Annotated in this window: 16 protein-coding genes; 10 read left to right on the top strand and 6 right to left on the bottom strand. The window is 38.9% G+C overall.

Annotated elements, in window-relative coordinates:
- Positions 1-105: 105 nt before the first annotated feature.
- The 5 genes from FHK89_RS03425 (at position 106) to FHK89_RS03405 (ending at position 5,064) form a co-directional block, all read left to right on the top strand.
- Positions 106-957, top strand: a complete 852-nt coding sequence (locus FHK89_RS03425) for an AAA family ATPase (protein WP_230656795.1) — start codon at positions 106-108, stop codon at positions 955-957.
- A 94-nt stretch (positions 958-1,051) separates the two neighbouring features.
- Positions 1,052-1,906 carry an NADAR family protein gene (locus FHK89_RS03420; RefSeq protein ID WP_230656793.1) on the top strand — a complete coding sequence of 285 codons (855 nt, stop codon included), beginning with the start codon at positions 1,052-1,054 and terminating at the stop codon, positions 1,904-1,906.
- 135 nt (positions 1,907-2,041) lie between these two features.
- Positions 2,042-3,274: a vWA domain-containing protein gene (locus FHK89_RS03415; protein WP_230656791.1), complete on the top strand. Its 1,233-nt coding sequence runs from the start codon at positions 2,042-2,044 to the stop codon at positions 3,272-3,274.
- A 99-nt stretch (positions 3,275-3,373) separates the two neighbouring features.
- Positions 3,374-4,144 (top strand): DUF3944 domain-containing protein, encoded by a 771-nt coding sequence (locus tag FHK89_RS03410; RefSeq protein WP_230656789.1) that lies wholly within the window; start codon positions 3,374-3,376, stop codon positions 4,142-4,144.
- Positions 4,145-4,155: 11 nt separating this feature from the next.
- The gene (locus FHK89_RS03405; protein WP_230656787.1) at positions 4,156-5,064 is read left to right on the top strand and encodes a hypothetical protein; all 909 of its coding nucleotides are present in this window, start codon (positions 4,156-4,158) and stop codon (positions 5,062-5,064) included.
- Between the two features lie 218 nt (positions 5,065-5,282).
- Here FHK89_RS03405 and FHK89_RS03400 read toward each other — a convergent pair whose 3' ends face one another.
- The 5 genes from FHK89_RS03400 to metG all read right to left on the bottom strand — a co-directional run bounded on the left by FHK89_RS03400 (position 5,283) and on the right by metG (position 12,186).
- Positions 5,283-6,077, bottom strand: a complete 795-nt coding sequence (locus FHK89_RS03400; protein WP_230656784.1) for an ABC transporter ATP-binding protein — start codon at positions 6,075-6,077, stop codon at positions 5,283-5,285.
- A 144-nt stretch (positions 6,078-6,221) separates the two neighbouring features.
- Positions 6,222-7,121: an ABC transporter permease gene (locus FHK89_RS03395; protein WP_230656782.1), complete on the bottom strand. Its 900-nt coding sequence runs from the start codon at positions 7,119-7,121 to the stop codon at positions 6,222-6,224.
- Positions 7,122-7,517: 396 nt separating this feature from the next.
- Entirely contained in the window at positions 7,518-8,558 is a 1,041-nt protein-coding gene (locus tag FHK89_RS03390; protein WP_230656780.1) for an ABC transporter substrate-binding protein, read from the bottom strand.
- A gap of 211 nt (positions 8,559-8,769) precedes the next feature.
- Positions 8,770-9,840, bottom strand: coding sequence for an ABC transporter substrate-binding protein (locus FHK89_RS03385; protein ID WP_230656778.1), 1,071 nt, complete (start codon positions 9,838-9,840; stop codon positions 8,770-8,772).
- A gap of 240 nt (positions 9,841-10,080) precedes the next feature.
- On the bottom strand, positions 10,081-12,186 hold the full coding sequence (metG, locus tag FHK89_RS03380; RefSeq protein ID WP_230656776.1) for a methionine--tRNA ligase: 2,106 nt from the start codon (positions 12,184-12,186) through the stop codon (positions 10,081-10,083).
- 104 nt (positions 12,187-12,290) lie between these two features.
- Here metG and FHK89_RS03375 point away from each other — a divergent pair, with 104 nt between their 5' ends.
- The 4 genes from FHK89_RS03375 (at position 12,291) to FHK89_RS03360 (ending at position 15,066) form a co-directional block, all read left to right on the top strand.
- Positions 12,291-12,632 (top strand): SMR family transporter, encoded by a 342-nt coding sequence (locus FHK89_RS03375; RefSeq protein WP_329958680.1) that lies wholly within the window; start codon positions 12,291-12,293, stop codon positions 12,630-12,632.
- Between the two features lie 161 nt (positions 12,633-12,793).
- The gene (locus FHK89_RS03370; RefSeq protein ID WP_230656774.1) at positions 12,794-13,138 is read left to right on the top strand and encodes a hypothetical protein; all 345 of its coding nucleotides are present in this window, start codon (positions 12,794-12,796) and stop codon (positions 13,136-13,138) included.
- A gap of 143 nt (positions 13,139-13,281) precedes the next feature.
- Entirely contained in the window at positions 13,282-13,677 is a 396-nt protein-coding gene (locus FHK89_RS03365) for a hypothetical protein (protein ID WP_230656772.1), read from the top strand.
- A 105-nt stretch (positions 13,678-13,782) separates the two neighbouring features.
- Complete coding sequence (locus FHK89_RS03360; RefSeq protein ID WP_230656770.1) at positions 13,783-15,066, top strand: hemolysin family protein; 1,284 nt, start codon at positions 13,783-13,785, stop codon at positions 15,064-15,066.
- Between the two features lie 118 nt (positions 15,067-15,184).
- Here FHK89_RS03360 and FHK89_RS03355 read toward each other — a convergent pair whose 3' ends face one another.
- On the bottom strand, positions 15,185-16,576 hold the full coding sequence (locus tag FHK89_RS03355; RefSeq protein WP_230656765.1) for a GntP family permease: 1,392 nt from the start codon (positions 16,574-16,576) through the stop codon (positions 15,185-15,187).
- 283 nt (positions 16,577-16,859) lie between these two features.
- On the opposite strand from FHK89_RS03355, the gene FHK89_RS03350 reads away from it, so the two are divergent.
- Entirely contained in the window at positions 16,860-18,200 is a 1,341-nt protein-coding gene (locus tag FHK89_RS03350) for a short-chain fatty acid transporter (RefSeq protein WP_230656763.1), read from the top strand.
- Positions 18,201-18,228: the final 28 nt, after the last annotated feature.

Below are 18,228 nucleotides of genomic sequence, written 5' to 3'. Positions count from 1 at the left end.
GATAAAAAAAGACACTTTAAGGTGTCTTTTTTTATCGGTACACTAAAGCCATTCTTCTACATTGTTTACAACAATTCTGTTTAATTTTTAACTAAGAGATTCTTTATGACGACACAAAAAAACTTTCAGGGTACCTCATCTTATATCGCCACTGATGACTTACAATTGGCAGTTAATGCTGCCATGACCCTACAAAAGCCGCTACTTATCAAAGGTGAACCGGGGACAGGTAAGACACTACTTGCCGAAGAAGTGGCAAAAAGTTTGGATATGCCGCTGATTACTTGGCACATCAAATCGACCACCAAAGCAGAGCAAGGCTTATACGAATACGATGCGGTATCTCGTTTGCGTGACTCTCAGCTTGGTGATGATAAGGTTTATGACATTAATAACTATATTAAACCGGGTAAGTTGTGGGAGGCTTTCACCAGTGAAAAACGCAGTGTGTTATTGATTGATGAGATTGATAAGGCAGATATTGAATTTCCCAATGATTTATTGCATGAGCTAGATAAAATGTCGTTTTATGTCTATGAGACAGGGGAGACCATTCATGCAGAGCAACGTCCTGTAGTGATTATTACCTCAAATAATGAAAAAGAGTTGCCCGATGCGTTTTTACGGCGTTGTTTTTTCCATTATATCGATTTTCCTGATGAACAGACCATGCGTCAAATCATTGATGTGCATTTCCCCAATATTCAACAGAAACTGGTCAATGATGCCCTAGATTTATTTTATAAATTGCGTAGTGTGCAGGGGTTAAAAAAGCCACCTTCAACGTCTGAATTGGTTGATTGGCTGACTTTATTACTTGCCGATGACATGGCACAAGATGAGCTTGAGCAAAATCTACGTGGCGAAAAATCCATTCCGCCATTATATGGAGCATTGCTAAAAAATGAAGCAGATGTCAGCTTGCTCCAGCGCTTTGCCAATATGATGCGTCGTTAGATTTACTTTAAGCATTGGTTGGATAATTGAGAGTTATTGTTAAATAAAATCAACCCGCTTTGTAGCTTGTATGAGCATATGGGAATAAGTATCAATGTCTATTTTACGTATGAGATGTTGTGTTACCAATATGGTGATGCCTCAAGAAAAGTGGGTTGATTTACCAGTAGATGAGTTTATATCTAAATTTTCTACATTTGCTGATTCTATATACTTTGGTTATTTTCCCCCTATTGAAATACTTAATGAGTATCTTATGATAGGTGAACAAAATGAAGGTATGGGGAATAATGCCATATGGTATCCATTTTGCTTAACAAAACTAGGATATGATGAAATATTTGATAGTATCAACTCTAATAAAAATATAGAAAAAATATCTAATAATGATAAAGGAAATAGTAGTATAAAAGACAGCACTATAAAAGATAGTGGTGTAGAAGCGTGGTGCTGGTATGTTACAAACAAAATTGTAAAAGATAATAATATTAATGAAAAACAAAAGCCGATAAAATTTAATTTACCACAAGATGAATTTGGTTATTTATCAAATTTTTCATTATATGGTTTTGAGATGGATAATAGATGGTGGAAATCAGTTGAACACTATTATCAAGCCCAAAAGTTTACAGACAATGATTATCAAGAAAAGATATTTTCTGCAAGCACCCCAAAAATAGCCTCTATACTGGGTAGAAGTAAAAAATATCCAATGCGTTCGGATTGGGAAGAGGTTAAAGATAACATTATGTATGATGCTGTGTTAAAAAAGTTTGAAACCCACGCAGATATTCGAGAATTGCTGTTATTAACAGGGGATAAAAAAATTATCTATGATGCACTTGGTGATAGCTATTGGGGGCATGAGGTTGATGGTTTTGGTAAAAATCAATTAGGTAAAATACTTGAAGAAGTTAGAGAAAAACTGAGAAAGTTATATAACAAATAGATTTGCTTTAGATATGAATAATATTTCCACCTTTTAATTTTTATTTATTAAAGATTTCCATCCTTAAAAATATGAGAATTATAGATTTTGATGAGTTATTAATTATTGCAAAAAATTCTAAATGGTAACTACTTTATGTTTATAAAACTATTTTATACCCTGCGGACTTATGGTGTGCCAGTAACCACCCGTGAATTACTGGATTTAAACGCCGCATTAGAGCAGGGGCTGATGATGCAGCCACATCCTGAGTTTCCCAATGACCCTGATATGCGAACCTTTGCCAGTCGTGAAGATATGTATTGGCTGATAAAGCTATGTATGGTCAAAGATGAGCGTCATTTTGATAAATTTGACCGAGCGATGGCAGATTATTTTGATGGGATGGATAGCCTAGATATTGATGAGTTAATGGCGAAATTAACCCATATTCCCCAAGAATGGCTAGACTTAAAGCTTGACCCCAAAAACCTTACCGAAGAGCAACGCCGTTTGCTTAAAAAATATGGCTCATTAGAAGAACTGATGAAAGCTCTTGAGGAGCGACTCAAAGAGCAAAAAGAGCGCCATCAAGGCGGTAGCAAATGGGTCGGTACAGGGGGAACGTCGCCATTTGGTGCTTACGGTGACCACCCAGAAGGCGTACGAGTAGGTGGGGAGTCTCGCAAACGCAGTGCGGTAAAAGTGTGGGAGCAGCGTAAATATCGCAATCTAGATGATGATAATCTGCTGGGTACACGCCAGCTACAAATGGCGTTGCGTAATCTGCGTCAATTTGCGCGGACAGGCAGTGCCGATGAGTTAGACATTCATGAGACCATCAAACGTACTGCCAAAAAAGGCATTTTAGACATTTATATGCAACCAGAGCGGCGTAATCGGGTGAAAGTTCTGATGCTGTTTGATATTGGTGGCAGTATGGATATTCATATTGATGCGTTAGAAAAGTTATTTTCAGCCGCCAAAAATGAATTTAAAACCTTAGAGTTTTTTTATTTTCATAATTGCCTATATGAGTATGTGTGGAAAGATAATAACCGACGTCATAATGAGCGCATGCCAACGATGGAGCTACTCAATAAATATGGGCGAGAATATCGAGTGATATTTGTTGGTGATGCATCCATGTCACCTTATGAGCTATTTACTGTGGGTGGTAGTGTTGAGTATATGAACCCAGAGGCAGGTATTGTATGGATTATAAGGGTGTTGACACACTTTGATAAAGTGGCGTGGCTTAATCCTGAAAAACCTGAATATTGGGGTTATACCCAAACCATTGTTGAGATTAAAAAGCTATTTGAAGGCCACATGTACCCAATGAGCCTGCATGGGGTAGAGGAGATGACAGGGTATTTGGCGAGGTAGGATTCATATTATAATGATTGATTTGTGTATATGTTTTAAGTAAGATCTCGATATAAATATTTGTTTACTGATTTTAAATAATGAATAGTAGGAATTTATATGTCTAAACAAAAAAAATTTCGTGAAGATAGTGGATTAGGCTTCTTACAAGATGCAGATTGGCAGGATTTAAAGGTATTAGCTACTATATTAATTAATGATTTTGATGGAAAGCAGAGAAGAAGCCAAAGTTTAAAATCAAAACTCCAACGTAATAAAGATAAATATGGTTATACAGAATCTGATTTATATGAGAAAAGTTGGAAAGATATAGCAGAGGAGTTACAGTTGTTTGGTGGTGATACTATAGTTAATATTACGCGGGGAAAGGGTGTTTTGTATGAAGATATAGTAAAAGATGTTGCAGAAAAGATAAATATTAATAAAGAAAATTTAGCTAACAATACAGTTGAGGATATTGAGAAGAGTATTTTACGAGAGGTGTTTGGAAAGATTCCAAACAAAATAGATTTGAATTTATTGGAATCTAAATTAAAAGAAAAAGGTTATTTAGGGATTTGGGCTATAAAAGGGGATCCTATAAATTTTATTAAACATAGCATAAATAAAAAAAGAATATTAGGTGGTGTAAATGGTGCAATGGGTGTGGGAAAAGCTGTGAAGTATGCCAAGTATGCCAAGTATGCCAAATCAATGACTTTTGCTGGCAGAGCTTTGGCCTCTACTGCTACTGTATCACCACTTGGTATAGCAGTCGGTACAGCACTTTTGGCAATAGATATTACATCTCCTGCATATCGTGTGACGATTCCAGCAGTATGTATTATTGCTATCATGCGTATTAAGCATAAACCAAAAGACGAATTTTAGGAAAGGTGAAAATGGAACAAGTGATTTTAACCTATGACATAGATAGGTTTACAAATACTTTAATAACAGCTATAGATAATAATGAAGTTATTATTAGAGATGGTGTTGCTTATTGGAAAGCAGGATTAGGTAAATCAGGAATTATTCAACATATACCTTTTAAAGAAATTAGCATTAGTTCAGATTCTTTTATTCAAACTTTAGGGACACTACAGACTACTATCCAAAATACTATTGTAGCTACACAAGCAGTTTCAACAGGTAGTCTTATGATTGCTACTATTATTCAAACACAAATTTTAAGCAAAAAAATAGAGGCTGTGAATAGAAATATATCTGAGGTATCACAAAAGATAGATGAGCAAAATATTGTACTTTATCTTAATAAATTTAGTGAATACTTAGCTATTATACAGAGTTTACAGACTATTTTAAAATCAGATAGAAATCATATAAATGTAATTGAGATTTTAGCTAATAATGTGTTGGCAGAATCTATAAAGTCAAAAAATAATATGGTTTCGTTCACAGAAAGCCTAATACATTTTGTAGATTCTAATAGCATACAAGATCAAAATCACTTAATGTTAGTGATGCAGTTTATTAAAAATATTATGGAGTTATTACCAATTGGAATGAATCTTGAATTCACTCTTTCACATCGTCTTAAACAAGAAGATTTTTCTCAACATCTAATTGAAGATAGTTATCAAAAATATTCAGATTTACTAAGTTGCTATCGTAGTTATCTTAATAAAATAAATAATAAAATAAAATATTTTGAGTTAAATGAAAAAGACCATCAATACTTTAGTATTATTAAGAAGCCAGCAAAAGAATTAATACAAAGTAATATTGTGAAAGAGCTTTTAGAAAAACCTGCTAAAGAAAAGCTATCTTATACAGCTTTTTCTGAATAAATGTGTAACTATATATGTTTATTTTGAATAAAAATATTAACTTAGCTATAGTTAATTTAATATATGCAACCTATCTTGCTTGAATTTAAGCAATAAAAATCACTAATAAGATAGGTTGTTATATCATAGATATAGTCAAAATATTAAGAAACTATTTTAATCATATTCTTTTGAAATAAAGCTACTTGCTATTGAAGTATGAAGTAAAACAAATCGGCTCAGCTTAAGATCAAACTGTCATCTTCAACTTTTTCACCGCGCGTCTGCTCAAACATATCCAATAAATCATGCACATTCATGCCTTTACGTTTTTCACCTGAGACATCTAATACCACTTGTCCTTGGTGTAGCATGACAGTGCGGGTGCCGTGTGCCAAGGCTTGCTGCATCGAGTGAGTGACCATCATCGTGGTTAAGCGGTTTTCAGTGACAATTTTGTCGGTCAGCTCAAGCACAAAAGCGGCAGTTTTGGGGTCAAGGGCGGCGGTATGCTCATCAAGTAGTAAAATCTTAGAAGGCTGTAGTGATGCCATTAGTAGGCTTACTGCTTGACGCTGCCCACCTGATAGTAAGCCCATACGGTCGCTAAGACGATTTTCTAGCCCTAGCTTTAAAATAGCCAGCTTTTCTTGGAAGAGTTCACGATTATTAGCATTAAGGGCAAAGTGTAGCCCACGTTTACTACCTCGTTTATAGGCAAGTGCCATGTTTTCTTCAATGGTTAAGGCTTCACAAGTACCTGCCATTGGATCTTGGAATACTCGGGCTACCCAGTGTGCTCGTTGGTGAGCTGTTTTTTTGGTGACGTCGATACCATTGAGTAATATGCTGCCACTATCGACCCGAGTCGTGCCACTGATGGCATTTAAAAAAGTTGATTTGCCTGCTCCGTTAGTACCAATAACGGTGACAAATTCACCATCAGCAATATTTAGACTAATACCACGCAAAGCAGGGTTTTCTATCGGTGTGCCCGGATTAAAAGTCAGGCGTAAATCATTGGCTTGCATCATGGTCAGTTATCCTTACTAAATTTTGCAGTTTTCTATGAGTCTCAATGCCGCTATTTTTATATAGATGCTAGTGAGCAGACATATTATTTTGTGCTATGGCTGGTTGCTATCGTGGCATTTTTAATCCAAAGTTCACCGCTAATATTAATGGTTATGTCTTTTGGTTAAAATTTTCGCTTTAACCTGTGGTAGCACTAAAGCAATTACCACCAATAAAGCCGTGATAAGATTCAAATCTTGTGAGCCAAAACCAATGCTACGCAGCGTATCACTAGATAGGGCAATCTGAATAAATAGTTTGTATAAGATGGCACCAATAATGACGGCAAAAGTAATTAGCCAGATACGTTTGGCAGGAATGATGGTCTCACCAATGATCACCGCTGCTAAGCCAATAACAATCGTACCGATACCGATAGAGATGTCTGCACTGCCCTGAGTTTGGACAAATAAAGCCCCTGCTAAGGCAATCAGTCCGTTGGAGATTGCCATACCTAGGATGGTCATCCATGAGGTATTAATACCTTGAGCCTGTGCCATACGTAGATTAGAGCCAGTAGCACGCATCGACAACCCTGTTTCGGTGCTAAAAAACCAGTCCAAAAACAACTTAGCGATGAGTACAACCACCCCAATAACCACACAGCGCATCCAAAAGCCGTTGTCTTGAGTAACCACTGAGGTAAAGACAGAGGGTTCTCCCAATAATGGCAAATTTGGTGCACCCATAATACGTAGGTTGACAGAATATAAGGCAACCATGACCAAGATACTGGCAAGCAATTGTAAGATACCCAGTTTCACATGCAGCCATGCAGTAACAATACCAGCGGCTGACCCTGCCAACATTGCAAAGATGCAAGCCAGCCAAGGGTTGATGCCAGCGATAATCGCTACACCAGCAACAGCACCACCGAGTGGAAAACTACCATCAGCTGTTAAATCAGGAAAGTCGAGAGTTCGAAAAGAGATAAGAACACCAAGAGCGACCAATCCGTAGATCAGACCGCTCTCTAGGGCTCCAAAAAAGGCAATTAAAGACATAGTTCATCAAAATTTAGCTGGGCGTTCGGATATAGCGACTATAATATAAAAACAATATAAAATATAAACAGCCAATCTAAACGTAAAGTGGGCGTTAACAGATTAAGCAATCTGCGCTAAGAGTAAACCAAAAAGCATCAAGATGAATGGTGTTTGATGGTAAATATTGCGCCATAACATCTCCCTAGTTGATTAAAATATAGTGAATACTTATTTCAAGCGTGTTTTAGTCTTCTTCGACTATAGAAGAATCCATACATTAACACAAAAGAAACATCACTCAAAAAAAGCAAAAGAAACATTGTAGCAAATAAATAGGGTATAAAAAAAGCACATGACCCAAATCATGTGCTTTAGTAGGCTAAAAAATTAGTAAGAATCAGTAAGAAATATTATTTACTGACTGTTGGGTTCAACGATTTGTGCCCGTTCCAATACTTCTTTTGGAAGCTCTAGCCCCACCGCAGCAGCATTGGTTGGGCTGACAAATAAATCTAAATCTTTGGCAGTATAAACAGGAATATCACCTGCTTTCTCGCCATTTAAAATACGAGCCACAATTTTGCCAGTTTCAATACCAAGGTCATGGTAGTTGACCCCTAATGCAGCAACGGCACCACGAGCCACAGAGTCAGTATCAGAGGCAATCAACGGTACTTTGCTCTCTTTGGCGACTTGATACAGTGATTCATAAGCAGAGACCACGTTATTGTCAGTTGAAGTATAAATGACATCAACATCACCCACAATACTACGAGCTGCCATAGCGATGTCATTACTGCGCTGTGCAGGAGCTGCATGCACCGTAATCCCCATCGGTGTCAACTTGTCTTCTAGGTTTTTAAGTACGATGGTTGAGTTTACTTCACCGGGGCTATAGACATATCCCACATTTTTTAGGTTAGGGATAATTTGCTTCATTAGCTCAATTTGTGGCGCATAGGGCAGGGCATCTGATGCGCCAGTGACGTTTGTACCAGAGCCGTCCAATTTGCTGACTAACTTGGCTTCTACAGGATCAGTTACCGCTGAGAATACAATAGGAATAGTGGTGGTTGCAGCAGCAACAGATTGCGCTGATGGGGTAGCAATGGCAACAATAACGTTAGGGTCATCACCAACAAACTGCTTGGCAATCTGCCCTGCTGTTGCGGTGCTACCTTGCGCACTTTGGAAGTTAACAGTTAAGTTTTGACCTTCTGTAAAGCCTTCATTACCAAGCTCTTCAATCACACCTTCACGTACAGCATCTAAGGCAGGGTGCTCAACAATGGCAGTAATCGCTACAGTTTTGTTATCAGTAGCAACAGCAGCAGGGGTATCAGTGGTTTCAGCGGTTGTGTTATCTTCAGTAGCTGGTTTATTACATCCGGCTAATAAAGCGGCACATACGCCGCCACACATCAGTGATTTGATAAAACGATTTTGATTAAACATAGTGTTCTCCTAAAAATTGACTTTGAGGCGGTGAATATTTGATATGCCTCAAAAGCACACGTGTGTGCTACGCATATTGGGCGTTGTCAGAATAAGACGGTATCCCTACCGCCATATTAAAAATTATAATGTAGCATTTTACAAGCAACATTTAAAAAACAATTAAAAACTGCTTAGTTTTTATGTTTGGATTGTGTCCTTAGTTTGGTGTTTACTTTGATTGATTGTTTGCTGCATCGACATTGATGGCATTAGCCATGACTGCTTCAGGTATCGTTGTTCCTTGTGCTGTGGCATGCTCAGGGCTAACAAATAAAGTAAGCTTATTCATCACTGTTGGCTTAACCTCAGTAATGGCTTCACCATTTAATACTCTATACACCATCTTACCTGTGGTGCGCCCAAAGTCATAATCGTTAACGCCTAGAGCAGCGGTTGCGCCACGTTTGACACTAAATTCATCAGAGGCAATGATGGGGATATGTAGCTCGTTGGCAGCTCCAGTCATCGCTTCAAATGCCGAAGCGACATTGTTATCCATTGAGGTATAAATCACATCAGCCCGCCCCTCTAAGCTACGAGTCGCCATGGCAATATCGGTAGAACGGTTGGCAGGCACATCAAGTAATTGCATGCCACGTTTGGGCAGTTCTTCTTTGAGTCTTTCTAGCAGCGCAACCGAATTGGCTTCACCGGGGCTATAGACATAGCCGACGGTTTTGGCAGTAGGGACGATTTGTTGGATTAAATCTAGCTGTGGTTCAAGTGGTAGCTCACTGGATAAACCGGTAAGATTGGCTTGTGTGGGCACATCTTGAGTATCAACAAGTTTGGCAGCCACAGGGTCAGACACTGCCGTATAAATCACAGGAATGGTGGTGGTGGCAGCAACGACTGTTTGTGCAGAAGGGGTGGAGATGGCAACAATGGCATCAGGCTTATCACCGACAAATTGCTTGGCAATTTGTCCTGCGGTGGCAACGTTGCCCTGTGCAGTTTGGAAATGTACGGTTAGATTTTGCCCTTCTTTAAAGCCATTGTCTGCCAATTCATCGACAATGCCACGGCGAATGTCATCAAGCGATGGGTGCTCGACAATTTGGGTAATGGCGACAGTTTTTGCTGGTTGTGCATTTTGTGTGTTGCTATTTGCTTCTTCACTTTGGGTGGGCTGGGTTTTGTCAGCACAGCCAGATAATAATAAGGCACTGCTGATGGCAGTAAGACTCAAACCAAGTTTGAATTTAGATAAAAAAGATGAATAAGAATAAGGTGTTATCATGGCTTAAGTTAATCCAAAAAAATAATATGACAGTAATGTAACATAATTAAGAAATATAGGGGAGGCCATCAAGCAAAGATTTTAGCCATTAATCACATGAATGTTATTAATGTCATAAAACCGTTCAATCTGATAACCTGTATTCATTTACAATCCAAAGATTAATGTAGTCATGTATTTGTTTTATAAAAAAAGCCATCATTGTGGATACAAATACAGGTTTTAAGTAAAAAGCAAAACTTAGCCCAATCTATCCCCAACTACCGCCTCATCGGGTAGGGTAATCACCACCAAGCCTGTTTTTGGGTCACCAGAAGATAAAATCATGCCCTCAGATATCCCAAATTTCATTTTGCGTGGGGCAAGGTTGGTGACACAAATCACCTTTTTATCTTGCAATTGTTCTGGCTCATAAAACTTGCGAATACCACTAAATACATTGCGTGGTTTGTCTTCTCCCACATCAAGGGTAAATTGCAATAACTTATCTGCGCCTTCCACATGATTACACGCAAGTACTTTTGCCACTGTCATTTCAACCTTAGCAAAGTCTTCGATACCAATAAATGCTGTTGCTGGCGACTCTGTGTGTTCAGTTTGCTCTATCGGCTTTGTCTTATTGCTGGTGCTGGTACTGGCTTTTTTATCGTCAGCCTTATCGTCAGTTTTTTCTAACGATTCTTTTGATGCCTCGATCATTGCATCAATTTGGCTTTGCTCAATACGCTGCATCAAGGGTTTGAATTTATTAATCTGATGCCCTAGTAGTAATTCATGACGACTGGCAAAGCTTAACTCATCAATATTCAAAAACTCTTTGGCATTATTGGTCAGCTCTGGCAATACAGGCGCAAGATAGACCATCAATTGGCGGAAAATATTAATCGCCACCGAGCACACGTCTTGTACTTCTTGCTCACTGCCTTCCTCTTTTGCCAATGCCCATGGTTTTTTGCTGTCGATATATTCATTGGCTTTGTCCGCACACTGCATAATCAAACGCATGGCTTGGCTAAATTCACGATTTTCATAAGCAGTGGCAATCTCATCGCCCGTACGTACAATATCAGCGACCAGTTCAGGCTCGGCACACTGCTGTGATAACATGCCATCGTATTTTTTGACGATAAACCCTGCTGAGCGACTGGCGATATTGACGACTTTACCGACCATATCGGAGTTGACTTTTTGCATAAAGTCTTCTAAATCAAGGTTAATGTCCTCGACCTTATCGGTGAGTTTACTGGCAAAATAATAGCGTAAATACTCAGGGTTGAGATGCTCATTGAAAGTTTCAGCCTTAATAAACGTGCCCCGAGACTTACTCATTTTCTCACCATTGACCATCAAAAAGCCATGCGCAAATACCCCTGATGGGGTACGAAACTCACTGCCGGCAAGCATTGCTGGCCAAAACAGCGCATGGAAATAGACAATGTCTTTGCCAATAAAATGATAAACCTCGGTTTTATGTTGATTTTCTGCCAACCAATAATCATCGAAGTTTAAGGCTTGCTCTGAGCCTTGACGCTGCTCGCACAAGTTTTTAAAACTTGCCATATAGCCGACTGGCGCATCAAGCCATACATAAAAGTATTTGTCGTCTTCATCGTCAGGTGTATCAGGGATTTTAAAGCCAAAATAAGGCGCATCACGTGAAATATCCCAACTGGCAAGCCCCGCATCAAACCATTCTTGTAACTTATTAGCAATTGCTGGCTGCAAGCGACCTTCATGGCGAGTCCACTCGCTTAAAAACTCACTGAACTCAGGTAAATCAAAAAAGTAATGCTTTGATGATTTAAGAATAGGTGCTGCCCCAGATAGAGTTGAGTAAGCATTTTTTAGCTCGGTGGCATTATAAGTGGTGCCACAGACTTCACAGTTATCACCGTATTGGTCTTTTGCCGCACATTTTGGACATTCACCTTTGACAAAACGGTCTGCTAAAAATAGCCCTGCTTCGGGGTCGTATAACTGCTCAACATCACGGGTGGAGATATGTCCTGCACCATTAAGCCGGCGATAAATCAGCTCAGAAAACTCACGGTTTTCTTCTGAATGGGTAGAGTAATAATTGTCAAAATCAATCAAAAATTTGGCAAAATCTGCTTCATGTGACGCTTTAACCGTAGCAATTTGCTCCTCTGGGGTAACACCATTGTCTTTGGCCTTGAGCATGATGGCGGTGCCATGCGCATCATCAGCACACACATAGGTCACTTGATGACCTTGGGCTTTCATCGCTCGCACCCAGATATCTGTTTGAATATATTCCACCAAATGTCCTAAGTGGATTGGACCATTGGCATAAGGTAGGGCAGAAGTTACTAGAATTTGACGCACACAGTCACCTATTTATTTTGCAGATTAATTTTATTGGGTTTAGGGTAATATTTAGATTGCACTATAATACCGTAATTTGCTCAAAATGTCTTAGGGCTAACATAATGATGATGACAAATCCTTGGGTTTTATTGGCGTTTGCCATTGTATTAGAAGTGATAGGCACGTCATGTCTAAAAGCGAGCAATGGCTTTAGTCATTGGGGATTTACGTTAGCATGTTTGCTGTGTTATGTCGGTTCGTTCTTTTTACTTTCCAAAATCATGCAGGTGCTACCCATAGGTATCAGTTATGCTATATGGTCAGCCGTAGGAATCGTCTTGGTTTCAATGATTGGCTGGATATTTATGGGGCAAAAATTAGATTTGCCTGCCATATTGGGTATTGGTTTGATTATTTGTGGGGTGTTGGTGATTCATATATTTTCAAAAACGACAGGACATTAGGGTGCTGATTCCTAAAGTTATATTTTATCAACCTCACTCTCAACTTTATTTTCTAACATCATATATGATCTTGTAATGGCTCAATATAATTTCCAGTCGCTTTCTAAGGTTAGTATCGTACTGTTGTGTCGCTGCTAATTGCTAATTAAGGAACAAGATATATGAAAGTCTCAAAACATAACTTATTGTGTGAAATCAAGGAAACAACCGCATTGATTAATCAAATAGAAGCGTTAACGCAAGCCATTGAAAAAAACTCGAAGCTGAAAATGAAAGATGTACTTTCATTATTTTTTGTAGAAGATCAATTTACAGAGGAGTTGGTGGGGTATATTTATGATAAAAAAACCAGCAATATTTATGAGTATGTCTATAACCCAAAGAACGATAGTATTTTATTCTCTAACATGGATATGGATGCGATGAATCAAGAGGGTTTTGTGACCATGCCCATTATTGAAGAGTATTTAAGCTTAACTGAGCAGCAGTTAAATTGCCTTAAATAAGATAAACACAGGGTGATTTTTGATCTATAAATGTATTGGACAGATATGTTAAATATTAAGTCAAACTGATATGATAGTGATTCTACTATAATAAATAATCATTCTATTTTTTATCTTTATATCAGGGTGTCCGGGGAATTAATATGTATATATCGAACGAGTTGCAACAAATCAAATGCGACCTACAAAAAATGCAAGCTGAGATAGACAAACTTAAATTTCATCGATCTACTTTAGTTACATGGATAGGGCATATTATTGAAGGTGATAAAACATCCCCTTCTATCTATGAAGCCAGTATTTTATTTGATCTCTCTAAGCAAGAGTTACGTCAAATCATGGAATGTATCAATCATTATGATGGTAACTTAGAACTTTTTAAAACAAGAGTTTCTCCAATCTGTGATGAGGGTATTTTTTTTATCGTCGAGGGTATTCAAAATAGCTGTAGTGGTCAGCTATTTGTTAATGCTCAAAAAATTCTAGCTGATTACGAATTGCAGAAACAAGGCAAACAGGAGAATGAGAAGCCAAACTAAAATAGCAGGGCTATATGAATACCTATCATGATTTTAAGGTATAATCTGTGCTTTAATCCATCCAATCAGATTGCCTGTCATGATTATCTTTTCATGAGTTTTTTTATGAGCATATTCGTTGCACTTGCTTTGTTATTTTTGCTTATCTTATTTAGTGCCTTTGTTTCAAGTTCAGAGATATCTTTAGCATCTGCCCGCAAAATCAAATTGCAAAACATGGGCAAAAATGGTGATTCACGTGCCATTGAAGTATTAAAATTACAAGAACACCCAGGTAGTTTTATCACCGCAGTGCAGATTGTGATGAATGCCATTGCTATTTTGGCAGGTGTGGTGGGTGAGGCAACACTACGCCCTTATTTTTTGCAATTAATCGGGCATGAGCTTATCGCTTCTCTGCTGTCTTTTACCCTTGTCACCAGTTTATTTATTTTATTTGCCGATCTAATGCCAAAACGCATGGCAATGACCCAGCCTGAGCCCATAGCTGTGCGTTTGGTACGCCCAATGCTGTTTTTAATCTTTATCTTTAAGCCATTGATTTGGGTGTTTGATGGCATCGCCACCTTATTTTTTAAGTTGTTGGGTGTGTCTACAGTGCGCCAAGACCACCTGACTTATGAAGATATTTTTGCGGTGATGGATGCAGGGGCAAAGGCAGGGGTGCTCAATCAACAAGAGCATCATTTGATAGAAAATATCTTTGATATGCAGCAGCGTACGGTCACCTCAACGATGAATACGCGTGAAAATATCGTCTTTTTTGATGTTAATGACAGTAGTGATATGGTGTTACAAACCATTGATAATGTACCACATCGGCGTTATTTAGTCTGTGATGGCGTATTAGAGAAAGTATTGGGTTATTTTGAGTCACATACCTTGCTGACATTGATACTCAAAGAGCAGCAGGTGAAGCTTAATGATAAGCGAGTCTTGCAACCTGTGTTATTTATTCCTGACACATTAACCTTATATGAGGTATTAGAAACCTTTAAAACCACAGGCAATGATTTTGCGGTGGTGGTCAATGAGTACGCATTGGTGGTGGGGGTGGTGTCGCTTAAAGATGTGATGAGTATCGTGATGGGAGAGTTGGTGACTACCATTGATGACCCACAAATTATTCAGCGTACTGAGGACTCATGGCTCATTGATGGTGTCACTCCTGTTGAAGATGTGATGCGTGAGTTGGGTATTATGGATTTTCCCAATTCACAAAATTATGAAACCATTGGTGGTTTTATGATGTATATGCTGCGTAAAATCCCTAAAAAGACAGATAGTGTCGAGCTTGGAGAGTTTCGCTTTGAGATTATTGATACTGAGCATCTAAAAATTGACCAATTATTGGTGACTAAGTTGGATAAGGGGTTGGATAAGGGTTAGTGTGTTTTTCTGAAGCTATAAATTTGATGTGATATCGCAAGCATAAAAAAGGACATATTGACTGCTCAATATGTCCGATTTTTTTGGCTGATACGTTTTCAAAAATAGATAGAACGAATTAAAAAGAACCAAATATAGAACCTAAAATAATCACTGTTACAACCGCACATAATGGAATCACTATCGTCACCATCGCAAGGCTTAAATAAGATTCTTTATGAGTCAAGTTACAAATAGCAAGTAAGGTAATTACCGCACCACTATGAGGTAGAGTATCTAAGCCACCTGCCGCCATCACCGCTACACGGTGCATCAGTTCAGGATCAACCCCAGTTTCGACCGCCATTCTTAAATAATCTTCACCAAGTGTAGATAAGGCAATACTCAAACCACCCGATGATGAGCCTGTAATCCCTGCCAAAGTGGTCATGGCAACTGCCTCAGATACTAAAGGATTGCTTGGGTCTAAGGCTAAGATATTATCACGGATAATCGCAAAGCCTGCTAATGAAGCGATGACGGCCCCATAGCCTACTTCTGAGCCAGTATTAAAAATCGGTAACATCGCATCATAAGTGCCTTTGTTAACCGTTTTTTGTAGGTTATTCCAATGTCCAATTTTTAAAATCACCAATACCAAACAGGCAACCATCAATGAGATGATAATTGACCATAAACCCAACGAGCCTTCAATACTTAAGTCAGGGAATTGCGCTTGTAGTGAGCTAAAGTCCATATTCGGAAATATAGCATAAGTCAATAACGCATTGATACCAATCACCAACACCAAAGGAATCATGGCAACCGCAAATGAGGTATGGTGTGTGGTTAAGGTCTCAGATTGAATCTCATCGTCTGTATGGTTGCCAAAACCTTCTCCTGATTTTTGTGCTTTATTGGCACGGCTTTGTAAAAACCACCAACCGCCTAAAAACATCACCAAACCACCAATAATCCCTAAGATAGGTGCAGCAAAAACATTGGTATGGTAATAAGGAATGGGAATGGCGTTTTGAATCGCTGGTGTGCCGGGTAGGGCGGTCATGGTAAAAGTAAAGGAACCCAATGCAATCGCCGCAGGGATTAGGCGTTTTGGCACATCGGCAACTTTAAATAAGTCTTTGGCAATCGGATAAATAGCAAATGCCACCACAAACAGTGACACACCACCATAAGTCAAAATACCACATACCAAAATCACTGATAAAATGGCTTTGCTTGCACCTAGTTTATCGACCACAGTACGAGCAATGGCTGTGGCTGCACCTGAGTCTGCCATTAAGCGACCAAATACTGCACCCAATAAAAAGATGGGGAAGAACTTCATTAAGAAGCCACTTAATGCCCCCATAAATACACCTGTATAAGCAGGCATACTATTGATAAAGTCTCCTGATAAGAAGACCGCTAAAATCGCCATAATTGGGGCTAAAATCAGTACCGAATAGCCTCGATAAGCAAAAAACATCAGTAAGATTAGGGTGAGTAGAATAGCCAAAATGCTAAACATAGTGTCCTCCTTGACAGGGGCAAGAGTTTGATGTTCTGTTGTTATAGTTTGTTAAAAGTGTAAAAAAACGTTACTTATTATGAACAAAGTTAACCAAATGGTCAATCAAGATTGTTTTAGAGCTTTTTAATTGATGAATTGATTTTTCTGTTTGTTTATCGGTATGATGTAGCTGCTAAGCAATTGAAGCACTATTTTTTATTAAATTTTTCTTTATTTAAAAATTTAAAAAGTCATTGATTAAACAATCAGCGACCAAATAAAGTTTACAGGGAATGTAACCATGCTCCGTGTCATCACCAATGCCAGTGTGCAACTGGTCAACCGCTATCTGCCCTCACCTTTTGTATTTTCCATTATTTTAACGGTTATTGCCTTTATCGTTGGTATCGCTACCACAGGGCAGAATATGATTGCGATGGCAGGTCATTGGGGCAGTGGGTTATGGTCATTACATAGCTTTGCCATGCAAATGGCATTGATATTGGTCACAGGCTACGCCCTTGCCAATGCTCCTATTATTCAGCGCATGTTAGATAATCTTGCTAGTAAAGTTAGCTCGCCTACCACTGCCATTATGGTCTCCACATTGGTTGGCTTAGTTGGTGCTTGGATTAACTGGGGTTTTGGGTTGGTGATTGGCGCAGTTTTTGCCAAATCGCTTGCTAAAAAAGTGCCTAATGTGGATTATCCATTATTGGTGGCAGCAGCCTATTCAGGGTTTGTGATTTGGCATGGAGGATTGTCAGGTTCAATCCCTTTGACTTTAAGTACAGGTGGCGATACTTTAGTAACTTTATCCGGTAATGTGATGACAGAAGCCGTGCCATTATCGCAGACCATATTTGCAGGCTATAACTTATTAATAGTTGGATTATTAATGGTTATCTTGCCACTGTTAAACCGCTTTATGCATCCCAAAACCCCAACCGTCATTGACCCAAGCTTAATCAAAGACAAGCCCTACCACATTCCTGACCGCAACACTCCTGCACAAAAGCTCGATGACAGTCCTATCATTGCTTTAGTACTGTTGGCAATGGCAGTGATGTATTATATTAATGAGTTTGGTAGCAATGGCTTTAATTTGGGCTTAAATATTGTTATTGGCTTATTTTTATTTGTTGGTTTGCTTGCTCATGGCACGCTGGAGCGGTATTATCGGGCGGTAGATTCGGGAATTAGTGGTATTACAGGAATTGTGCTGTTGTTCCCATTTTATGGCGGTATCATGGGCATCATGACAGGGGCAAATGCTGAGGGTGTTTCTATCAGTACCCAAGTGACCCAGTTTTTTGTTAATTCGGCTTCAGCAGAGAGCTTTCCCATATTTGCCTTTTTAAGTGCAGGACTGGTGAATGTGTTTGTGCCCTCTGGTGGTGGACAGTTTGCAGTACAAGGTCCGGTGATGATACCTGCTGGTGTGGAGCTTGGCGTTAATCCAACTGTTACAGCCATGGCAATTGCTTGGGGTGATGCGTGGACCAATATGATTCAACCGTTTTGGGCATTACCATTACTTGGTATTGCAGGGCTTGATGCACGCGCGATTATGGGCTATTGTTTGATGGTATTGGCAGTGTCTGGTGCAGTGATTATGGGTGTATTTTGGTTAGTGGCTTAATATAATCACCAGTAGCCAAAAATAAAAA

Origin of the sequence: Psychrobacter sp. I-STPA10 (assembly GCF_021012795.1) — a bacterium.
Lineage (GTDB): Bacteria > Pseudomonadota > Gammaproteobacteria > Pseudomonadales > Moraxellaceae > Psychrobacter.
The sequence above is the reverse complement of the archived record's forward strand: the minus strand, read 5'-3'. Positions and strand labels throughout refer to the sequence as shown.

Excerpts from the sequence above, each read along its gene's own strand:
- FHK89_RS03355 (WP_230656765.1), bottom strand. The coding sequence starts at position 16,576 with ATGTTTAGCATTTTGGCTATTCTACTCACCCTAATCTTACTGATGTTT.
- FHK89_RS03370 (WP_230656774.1), top strand. The coding sequence starts at position 12,794 with ATGAAAGTCTCAAAACATAACTTATTGTGTGAAATCAAGGAAACAACC.
- FHK89_RS03350 (WP_230656763.1), top strand. The coding sequence starts at position 16,860 with ATGCTCCGTGTCATCACCAATGCCAGTGTGCAACTGGTCAACCGCTAT.
- FHK89_RS03425 (WP_230656795.1), top strand. The coding sequence starts at position 106 with ATGACGACACAAAAAAACTTTCAGGGTACCTCATCTTATATCGCCACT.
- FHK89_RS03420 (WP_230656793.1), top strand. The coding sequence starts at position 1,052 with ATGTCTATTTTACGTATGAGATGTTGTGTTACCAATATGGTGATGCCT.
- FHK89_RS03385 (WP_230656778.1), bottom strand. The coding sequence starts at position 9,840 with ATGATAACACCTTATTCTTATTCATCTTTTTTATCTAAATTCAAACTT.
- FHK89_RS03400 (WP_230656784.1), bottom strand. The coding sequence starts at position 6,077 with ATGATGCAAGCCAATGATTTACGCCTGACTTTTAATCCGGGCACACCG.
- FHK89_RS03360 (WP_230656770.1), top strand. The coding sequence starts at position 13,783 with ATGAGCATATTCGTTGCACTTGCTTTGTTATTTTTGCTTATCTTATTT.
- FHK89_RS03395 (WP_230656782.1), bottom strand. The coding sequence starts at position 7,121 with ATGTCTTTAATTGCCTTTTTTGGAGCCCTAGAGAGCGGTCTGATCTAC.
- FHK89_RS03375 (WP_329958680.1), top strand. The coding sequence starts at position 12,291 with ATGATGATGACAAATCCTTGGGTTTTATTGGCGTTTGCCATTGTATTA.
- FHK89_RS03390 (WP_230656780.1), bottom strand. The coding sequence starts at position 8,558 with ATGTTTAATCAAAATCGTTTTATCAAATCACTGATGTGTGGCGGCGTA.
- FHK89_RS03415 (WP_230656791.1), top strand. The coding sequence starts at position 2,042 with ATGTTTATAAAACTATTTTATACCCTGCGGACTTATGGTGTGCCAGTA.
- FHK89_RS03365 (WP_230656772.1), top strand. The coding sequence starts at position 13,282 with ATGTATATATCGAACGAGTTGCAACAAATCAAATGCGACCTACAAAAA.
- FHK89_RS03405 (WP_230656787.1), top strand. The coding sequence starts at position 4,156 with ATGGAACAAGTGATTTTAACCTATGACATAGATAGGTTTACAAATACT.
- FHK89_RS03410 (WP_230656789.1), top strand. The coding sequence starts at position 3,374 with ATGTCTAAACAAAAAAAATTTCGTGAAGATAGTGGATTAGGCTTCTTA.